Here is an 8,914-nt window from a genome sequence, read left to right as displayed (position 1 = left end):
GGCCTCGCTGGAAACATTAAATCCCTCTTCAAAGTCTACGAGAAAGCCATCTGGTGCTGGCGCAGGATGCTCAGTAGCCGCAGTAGCAAGAGCTACATTACGTGGGATAAATTCCATAAGATTAAAGCGCTGTTTCCCTTGTTGCGTCCAAAACTTGCAATTCCTTATGAGAAATTGAAAGTATACGCAATGCTGTGAACCAATTTCTGAAGAGCCCGGTGCGGGAAATCCGCACGCCGGGTTCTGTGGGGGTTGGGCCACCCAATTGGGTGGCCCTTCTACCCGGAGGTCGGCGGCTAAAAGCCGCCCCCTATCCCGATTGTTCTTAGGCGCTTGCTTTGTCGACTAGTTCGGCTTGGATGTAGTCAAGGTAAGCGAATATGGTCTCCCGAGCGTTATTGCAGACGGGCTCGTTGATATCGCCGTTTACGACAAGAGCGGAGTACGCACAGCCGCCTCCGCAGAGAAGGGCAATGTCGCATTCGCGGCATTTCTTCATCCTAAAGACGTTTCGCCCGCCCCACATCTTAACAGCATCTTCGTACAGCTTTAGCTGTGGACGAAATTCCCCCACAGCCTTTTTTCTGTCGCCCATGCTTTCGGTGCAGGCGTAGACGTATCCATCCGGGCCGAAGACCACATGCTCGAAGTTGTTGGCTTCACAATAGTGGAGAAGCGGTAAGACCGGGCGGCTCTTGCTCAATACCGAGTTGATGTGCCTCAATGTCCTAAACAGGTTGAGCTGAAAGACCTTTGCCATCTCGGGATGCTCTTTGAATTCCTCGTAGAATTTTGCCACGAGAAGGTTTTGCGGCATGTAAAACTCGTAGGCTCTCGTGCATCCGTGGTCCTCAACGGGCGCGAGGTTGCATACAAACTGCGGGCTGTCGACCCACCCCTTTGCCGTGAAGAAGCTGAGCAGCTCATGTAGGTGCCCTATGTTTTGGACATCGACGTTGGTGCGAGCGTGAACCTTAATCCGCAATTCGAGAAGTCTATCGATAGCTGTGCGGATCTTGTCGAAACTCCCTTTGCCGCTACCGGATTTCCGGCGCAAATCATGGATGTCTCTCGGCCCGTCGATTGTCACCTGAACCGATCCGACGATATCATTATAGCGTTCCAGAATATCGGCATAGTCCGTTACGAAGACACCGTTTGTTACAATGCTTACAGGGATGGACCGCTTTTGCGCTTCCTTAAATAGCAGGCCTATGATTTTCTTGTTTGCCGGGAGCAGCGGCTCGCCGCCAAAGAGTTCGATAGTTCGGCGACGCTCTTTGTACTCATCGCTAAGCTTGTCGATAGCGCTAAAGATCATCTCGACATCCTCGATGCCCATAGAGTTCCGGCTATCGTTCGTCAGATCTCCTTCGAAACAATAAGTGCAGCGTAAGTTGCACTTATAGGTCGGACACACCACAAAAGTGAGGCGCTTTGCGGTTTTTGTGTGGGCGTCTTTAATCCGCTGAATCCATTGCGCCTCATTTTCGATGCTATCGAAAATATAGCCTCTTCTCTTCAGCCGCTCTCTCGTGAAATCGTCGATGGTGAGATGTCCGCTGGTGTCGAGTTTGCTGAGTTCGTGATATATGTCGGGTGATACGACGTCCAATGCTCCCGTTAGTGTGTTAATAAGTAAAATCGACTCTTCCGAGATTCGGTAAGATAGTACTCGCTTACTGACCCTCATTATAACCCTCTTTTAGAACCAACACCATCCAAAAGCCCAGCAGCAGGAAGCACTGTCCTCGGCGTGCACCTGCTCTCCGTCGATCGCGTCCCAAAGCAGTTCATCGCTATTAAGAGACTTCATGAAAATCACCTCCTTGCTCGGTTGTCGAATAAAGCGACGCATGAAGAAGGGATAATCCTTGGGGTTAGCGGAGATACATTTGGTACTCGTTGATGCTGACGACAAAGCCGATTTGTAGATAAAGAAGGAGTGTGAAGATGATTGTTTTGAGGGAGGTTCGCACGATGGAAGGCTTGCTTTCTTGTGCGATCCGTGCCATGGAAGTAATTCTGTTCTCGAGCATTGATCGACGCCTTAGCAATCCTTTTGCGAGAGCGGGGTAAGCTTGATTTTGGTTTAGTGAAACTTTCTGGTAGAACAGAGCGACATCCAAAAGCATGTTTGCGCCGGTATGTGGTGTTGCGCCGGTTATGTCGAGCGCTATTCTGTCGCAGGTGTTCTCTTTTTCGTGCTCGAGTTTATTGTAGGCAAGTCGCACGAAGGGGTTGAAAAACATAATGTCGCGCAGGATTAGAGCCGGCCAACCCGTAAGATTATCTTTTCTTAACATATGTGCTAGCTCGTGGGCGAGCATTATTTCAAGTTGCTTTCTCGGAAATTCGGCGAGTAATTCTTTCGACAACACTATTATCGGCTCCTTATAGCCGACACTGAAGGGAACGAGATGGAAATTCTTGGCAACCACAACTTTAGGATATGCGACATTTAGTCTTGGCACGAGGTCGTCGAGAATCTCATATACTTGGGGACATTCGGATTTGCTCAGCGATTTCTTGTGCTTAAAGCCGTTTAAGAAGAGAAAGAGCTGTAGCCAGCGCGTCGTTATTACTATAAATATTGCGATTACCGCGATTAGAAGCGCGATCATGGTCGCTGAGTGATCATAGGTAAACTCGGCAAACTCCTTTATCGGCGACGAGATTAGATTTAACGGGTCCGGCAGGCGACCCATTAAATGTACCGTCATATCGGTAGACTCCAAACGCATTCCAGAGGGGTTTTCGAGCAATATGATAAAAGGTTTTATGAGCGGGAGAAAAAGGAACATAAACCTGGTCGCGGGGTCTTTTACGCGAAATACCTTAAAGATTGCAACGACAAGCAGCAGCGTAACTGCCGCATTGAAAATCGATGGCATGATATGGTTAAATAAAAGCGATTGCCAGACCGGCACAGTCGACCGCCTTGTTAGTCGAAACGTGTCTTTGCGGAATAGCTATTTATTCAACTGTTTTTTTAGCTCAAGTAGTTTCTCAACATCATCGTTGCTCTTAAGTTTGAGCAAGTGGGAAACGAGCGGTGTCGAAACGCCGCCAAGGATTCTGTTGACTACCGAATCGACAATCGCCTTCGCCGTGTTGTCCCGCGATATCGAAGCCGCGTAGACATACGCCTTACCGTCCTTGTTCTGCTTGAGCAGGCCTTTTTGCGACATATTGTTCATGGCGGCCATAACGGTCGTATAGGGTATGTAGCCTTCTTCGAGCATCGTCTCATGGACCTCTCGCACGGTGATTTTTTTGTGTTGCCAGACGATATCCAGGATATCGGCTTCGAGCGTGCTTAGGCCGTTAATGCCTAACTTCTTAGATCTCTTGCGGGTTCGCGATTCTTTTTCCACAGTAACATCCTCCTCTAGGGTGTTTAATACGTAGAGTTTATTTGTTAAACGCTCAATAGTCAAGCGACAGTACCTATTATTCAGCAATAATCCGTGATTTGCGGCAATATGTGTTTTGTAGCTAATATGACGTAATAATACCATATAAGCATAACACGCGGATGTCGGTTTGTTAAGCATATTTGCGACATGACTTGGATGGATAGGCGTCGAGGCTCTAATGCTTTGCCGGCGCTGCTTTTATTCGGTTTGTTGTGTGGCGGGCAAGTGCAAAGCCGTGGTCTTTATGTTATAACCTGAATGAGAATCATATAAATGGAAAGACTGTCGGCGCAAAGGAGAGATTGTGGAAGTCTACAAGTGCCGCATATGCGGCGACCCGTATCTGGGAAGCGGTGTCCCGAGCCATTGTCCGTTCTGTGGCGCTGAGGCCAAATATATTGTGCTCGCCCGCGAATGGCGGGAACCGGGCGTTTTCGAACTCTCGGAGGTTTCCGAGGCGAATCTCGAGCACGCGCTCATGCTCGAGAACAATAATTCACGTTTTTATCGCTGTTCGTTTGAGGTGTCGACCGATGTGGAGCTGACGGCTATGTTTAAAGCGCTCTCTAAAGTCGAAGCCGAACACGCGTCCGTCATACGGAAGCTTCTCGGGCTGCCGAAGGAGGGCCAAGTTGAGGACACGAGGGGCCGGTGCCATGCCTTGGAATCCGAGAACTTGAAAGAGGCCCATGAGCGCGAAGCGAAAGCGATAGTGTTCTACGCTCAAGCCGCGGAGGTCGCTGTCGAGCCTAGGGTCAAAGAGGTCTTTACGGCATTTGTCGAAATCGAGAAGACCCATCTTGAGCTAAACAAAAAAGCGATGGAAGCGTTCCCCGGAATGTTCAATGGCCCGATAGCTTAGCGGATGCGACCGTCGCGCCTAATGCTATTCGGGCGGGCACTTATTTTACTACGATAGAGTCGCCGGCCATGTCGGTTATGGGTAATTGTACCTCTTCTTCGCCGAAGAGTTCGCGAACAAGCTCTTGAGGCGCAGACCTATACTTAAGCATCGCGCTTACGGTAAACGGGCCCTTGGCGCCACTTGGAATGCCGGCGTTGTATGTTTCCGTAACCGACTCGCGCGGCGGTATCCGGTAATCGGAGAGAATTTTTTCCGCGCGCCAGACTTTATACGTGGCCTTGCCGGTCTCATCGGCCGCAACGGTATTATAAACGATTGAATTCTTTTCGATGGAGCCGTCTTCGTTTAACCCGCCCGAAGAGAAGAGAGCCTTGCCGGACCTGTCTGTTACTTTGACTTGTAGCCACATTTGACGCATCTCGGTCAGCCCGGTCGGCAGATAATGGCCGGCACCCTTGTTGGTGACCTTTACTTGAAGTCTGTTTTCAGCTCCCGGAACAAACTCGGTAAGCGGGAGTATCTCTACCGTCGCCGCCGATTTGAGCCTTTCTTCGGCGAGCCGAGCGTGTTCGATCGACCCAAGCATCGTCGGTACGGCCACGTTACCTCCGACAATCGAATGGGTGTAGATGTGCGGGCGGTCCGGGCCCATAATCGCCGCCTTGCCGGGGTTTGGCTTGGTCACACCGGGGCCGGGCGTCATGTGGCAATCCTGGCATTGGACGCCTTCTTTCGCGTAAGGCCCTTCTTTCCACTCAGTATATGTTTTTTCGAGCGGCAGGTCGTTTACCGGGTGGTTGACGTTGTGACACATACCGCAGAATTCAGACGTCGTATGGAGCCCCGAGAACTCGGTCTCATGATAGGGTGAGACCGCGTCTTTAAACTGCGCTCTTTTCGTGTTGCCCGGTGAAGATTTGACCGCGAAGTTTCCGATGCCGGTAGACGCGGAAACTGTGTGGCAGAAGTCGCATTGGATACCGTTTTTTGCGATTTCGCTCAATTTGGATCCGTCCGGGGGAGGTATTTCGCCCGACATAAAGCCTACCGGGTTATGGCAGACAATGCAGAAATCTTCGACAACGCGATCCCCGTCGGTGTCTTCTACCGCAAACTGATAGACTTTCTGGAAGATGGGGTCTTTATAGGCGTTGTTGTGCATCGAGCCGCTCCATTGGCTATAAATCTCCACATGGCAAGTGACGCAAACATCCGTGGGTGTGAATTGTTCCGATTTGAACAGGCCAAAAGATGCGGAAACACCTTTACCTTTAACGGGTTGTTCTTTGGTTCCGCAAGCCGTTAGTGAAAGTGCTACAAAAGATGCGAATACTAATATAGTAATCCTTTTTAACACAGCGACCTCCTTGCCGGGTTTGCGCGAACTGGCTGAGGGGCACTGCTCTTAATTATAACATTTTAGAGCCGCACTATCCAGATAAAATGGGAGGGTAGGCGACAACGACGGCTAGAATGCTTTATTTTGGTATGGCCCAAGGGACGCTCTTAGTAGGGGCGCTCTAGATGCAAGACCATTTGGCGGCGGCATTAGTGTAATTAGTGTTATTAGTGGTCTCATCGGTGGATTCTTCGTCCGTCGGCATGTATAGCTTTATGCGGTTGCCGCCCTCTTTTTTTGCGGCGTACATTGCCTGGTCCGCGAGCTTGAGAAAGCGTTTCGGGTTTTTACTGTCGCACCCGCGGCACGGGATGAGGCCCATACTTGTTTGGATGTCGTATTCATTTAGCTTGTTAAGGATCCGCCGGGCTACCACCAGAGCTTGCTCCCGATCGAGGTCGGGGAGGATAACTGTAAATTCGTCGCCGCCGTACCGGCAGCCGGTATCGATATGGGTACGGATGCTTTCCGTAATGGTCTTACCGACGATTTGCAGCGCCTTGTCGCCCGCAAGATGGCCGTACGCGTCGTTATAGTCTTTGAACTTGTCAACGTCGAAAAGGAGTAGAAAAACCTGACCGTTTTGTCGATTTGCGCGGTATGATTCTTCTTCGAGCTTCCTATAGAAATGTCGCTGGTTGAAAAGGCCGGTGAGGTTGTCGGTGACCGACAATGTCTCGAGTTCTTCGGTTCTGAGCTTGACCTCTTCCTCGAGATGGTCAACGTGGCGTCTGATTTCTTTGTTAAGCTTGGCTACCTGGGAGAAGATTTTATGATTCAAGTTTGTTATGAAGAACACGAAGACCGAGCCTAAGAACAAGATAGCCGTGATCATGGATCGCTGGTTTGAGATTTGGTAGCCTGCGATAAGCGAGTAGCCGTATACGGCATATGCAACGATGAAAAACCATATCAGCGCCAGGAGCAGTTTCCAGTTTTTGCTGTAGTGGACTTCTTCGATGAGGGACATACATTTTCTATAACGGTTGAGCGCGCATAACATGATGATTATGCTTCCCGCGATTATAAGCACAGACACTAAATACTCCACCCCTTATGGCCAACGATAAAATACCCATACCAGTATACATATAGTATTATTCTTGGTATCGGCTGTCTTGCCCTATTTATTAGCCATTGACGCATCGTTATGGAACAATATCTCATATATTTAAGCGTAGGTTAATCCAAGCCATTAACAACACTAGACGGGCGAACATCCGATGCTTCGCTTCGCGCCTCGATGTAGCCGCTATCGAGTATTTCTACGAATATCTCGACGATAGCGGGGTCGAACTGAGTACCGGAATTCTTGAGCAGCTCAGTCTTGGCGAATTCTATAGATTCCGCGGTACGGTAAGGTCGGCTCGATGTGATGGAATCGAAAGTGTCGGCTACCGCCAGGACTCGTGACCCGAGCGGGATATCTTCGCCCGCAAGGCCCAGCACATAGCCGTTGCCGTCATAACGCTCGTGATGGTGGAGGATTATCTCGGCGATATTTTTAAAGGCCGGTATGCGGCCGATTATCTGGTGCGCAATGCGCGGATGTTCCCGAATGTGCTCAAACTCGGCTTTGTCGAGTTTACCCGGTTTGCTGAGAACCTGGTCGCGTATGCCTATTTTACCGATATCGTGTAGGAGCGCCGAGGTTTGCAGTTCTTCGATGGCGTTTGCATCGAGGCCAAGCTTGTGTGCGATAGCTACAGCCAAATGCGCGACATTTTCTGAATGGCCTCTGGTGTAGCTGTCTTTCGCTTCAATTGCCTCGACTAAAGCTTTGACGGAATCGATATAAAAGCCGCTGAGCTTGTCGAAGAGTTCGGCGTTGTGCATCGCCGCGCCTGCGAGATTGCTGAGCGTGGTGAAAAGCCGGAGGTCGCTGTAGGTAAAGTTTTTCTCCGCTAAGGAGAGCGTACCGACTACGCCAAAGATTGTGCCGCGATACTGTAGGGGCGCGCACATCGCTGAGGAGAAAGGGATGTTTTCGCTGTCGGCGTCCAATCGCGAGCGTGAAATACGTCTATCGATAAGGAGGGGTTTGCTTTCGTTGAGTACCGCTCCAACAATTCCGCTACTCGGTGTTTTTCCAAACGCTTGGAGCATGATCTTGCCGAAGTTCTTTCGTGCCGCGACTTCTAGTCGGCCGTTTTCGTCGTTGAGCAGGAGGACGATTCCACCGTCAGACTGAAGCGCATCTAAGACGTACTCGATCAACAGGCCAGAAATATCGCTCTTGTCGATGGTCGCGCCCATTGCTTCTCCGGCCCTATAAAGCATCCGAGCCTCGTTGGCCGCCTGTATGCTTTTCTTGTGCATAATCGCGTTTTCGATGCCGAGGGCGAGCTGATCCGAGAGACCGGTTGTTAGGCGCAGAGTGTGTTCGTCGAAAGTTTGCTTGGACCTGAAGCCAAATGCCATAGTTCCGAGAACCCGCTGCTTTGCAATGAGCGGAATGCTGATTTGAGTAAGGCAGTCGTTTGCTATTTGCCGCAGGTCGATTTCAGAGTGGTCGTCTTGACCGACGCCTGAAACGACCGGCTTAAGGGAGAGCATCGCCCTCCCGCAAGCCGTATTGCCGCTTTGTACATTGGAGCCAAGGAGGTTCGGCTCCCGGACTCCGCTGAGTGCGGCTGTCTTGACGGTTATATTTCTGAAGACGCGGCATTTTACGCACTCGGTAATCTTCTCTTTGAACGTCCCCTGAATCTCTTTGCGGCAGTGTGTTCCACTCACCGTCCAGCACTCGAGGTTTTCCGATTCATGGGCCGGGCATTGTTCTTCGGCGCACTGCTCCATTTCCCAGCAGCGCACGAGGCTGACTTCGTCTATCAGAGATATCGAAGCGTAGTCGGATTTCAAAAGCTTGGAAAGTGTCTGAGCCGTACGGTTTAAGGTTTTTTCGAGGTCGAGTGTTCCCGCGAATATTCGAGTTATTTCCAGATAGGCTCCCGTCTCTTCTATTCTCCGGGCAAGCTCTTTGTTGGCATGGCGAAGCTCGTTGGTGCGCTCATCTACTTGCCGCTCCAGTCTCTCGCCCCATTCGCGGAGTTCAGCTTTCGAGCCTTGGATTTGGCGTTCTCTGGTCGGCGAGGTAATGCCCCTGGTCATGAAATAGCCGAGCATCGGCCCGACAACGATAACGAGCATACCGGCGATGATCGTATATAGAATATATAGACGGTAGGAGGACCATGTTGAATGTTGACGCGCACTTAGGGGGGGGGGGGG

The 8,914-nt window shown here is 50.6% G+C and carries 8 protein-coding genes; 2 read left to right on the top strand and 6 right to left on the bottom strand.

From position 1 onward, the window contains the following. On the top strand, window positions 1–198 hold a 198-nt coding region (locus KGZ93_03645), incomplete at its 5' end, for a group II intron reverse transcriptase/maturase (protein ID MBS3908709.1). Window positions 199–325: 127 nt separating this feature from the next. Here the strand turns inward: KGZ93_03645 and KGZ93_03640 are convergent. The 3 genes from KGZ93_03640 to KGZ93_03630 all read right to left on the bottom strand — a co-directional run bounded on the left by KGZ93_03640 (window position 326) and on the right by KGZ93_03630 (window position 3,377). Then, window positions 326–1,693, bottom strand: a complete 1,368-nt coding sequence (locus KGZ93_03640) for a radical SAM protein (GenBank protein MBS3908708.1) — start codon at window positions 1,691–1,693, stop codon at window positions 326–328. A gap of 187 nt (window positions 1,694–1,880) precedes the next feature. After that, window positions 1,881–2,930 (bottom strand): M56 family metallopeptidase, encoded by a 1,050-nt coding sequence (locus KGZ93_03635; protein MBS3908707.1) that lies wholly within the window; start codon window positions 2,928–2,930, stop codon window positions 1,881–1,883. Between the two features lie 42 nt (window positions 2,931–2,972). Next, the gene (locus KGZ93_03630; GenBank protein MBS3908706.1) at window positions 2,973–3,377 is read right to left on the bottom strand and encodes a BlaI/MecI/CopY family transcriptional regulator; all 405 of its coding nucleotides are present in this window, start codon (window positions 3,375–3,377) and stop codon (window positions 2,973–2,975) included. Window positions 3,378–3,723: 346 nt separating this feature from the next. On the opposite strand from KGZ93_03630, the gene KGZ93_03625 reads away from it, so the two are divergent. Then, a complete protein-coding gene (locus tag KGZ93_03625) occupies window positions 3,724–4,281 on the top strand; it encodes a ferritin (GenBank protein MBS3908705.1) in 558 nt (185 codons plus the stop codon). 40 nt (window positions 4,282–4,321) lie between these two features. Here the strand turns inward: KGZ93_03625 and KGZ93_03620 are convergent, their stop codons facing one another. The 3 genes from KGZ93_03620 to KGZ93_03610 all read right to left on the bottom strand — a co-directional run. Continuing rightward, window positions 4,322–5,476 (bottom strand): cytochrome c family protein, encoded by a 1,155-nt coding sequence (locus tag KGZ93_03620; GenBank protein ID MBS3908704.1) that lies wholly within the window; start codon window positions 5,474–5,476, stop codon window positions 4,322–4,324. Window positions 5,477–5,804: 328 nt separating this feature from the next. Then, a complete protein-coding gene (locus KGZ93_03615; GenBank protein MBS3908703.1) occupies window positions 5,805–6,722 on the bottom strand; it encodes a GGDEF domain-containing protein in 918 nt (305 codons plus the stop codon). Window positions 6,723–6,865: 143 nt separating this feature from the next. Next, the coding region (locus tag KGZ93_03610; GenBank protein MBS3908702.1) for a GAF domain-containing protein at window positions 6,866–8,914 on the bottom strand (2,049 nt) is incomplete at its 5' end.

This window comes from Actinomycetota bacterium (assembly GCA_018333515.1).
Classification (GTDB): Bacteria; Actinomycetota; Aquicultoria; order Aquicultorales; family Aquicultoraceae; genus Aquicultor.
Note: the sequence above shows the minus strand (reverse complement) of the source record. Positions and strands in the feature narration are given on the sequence as shown.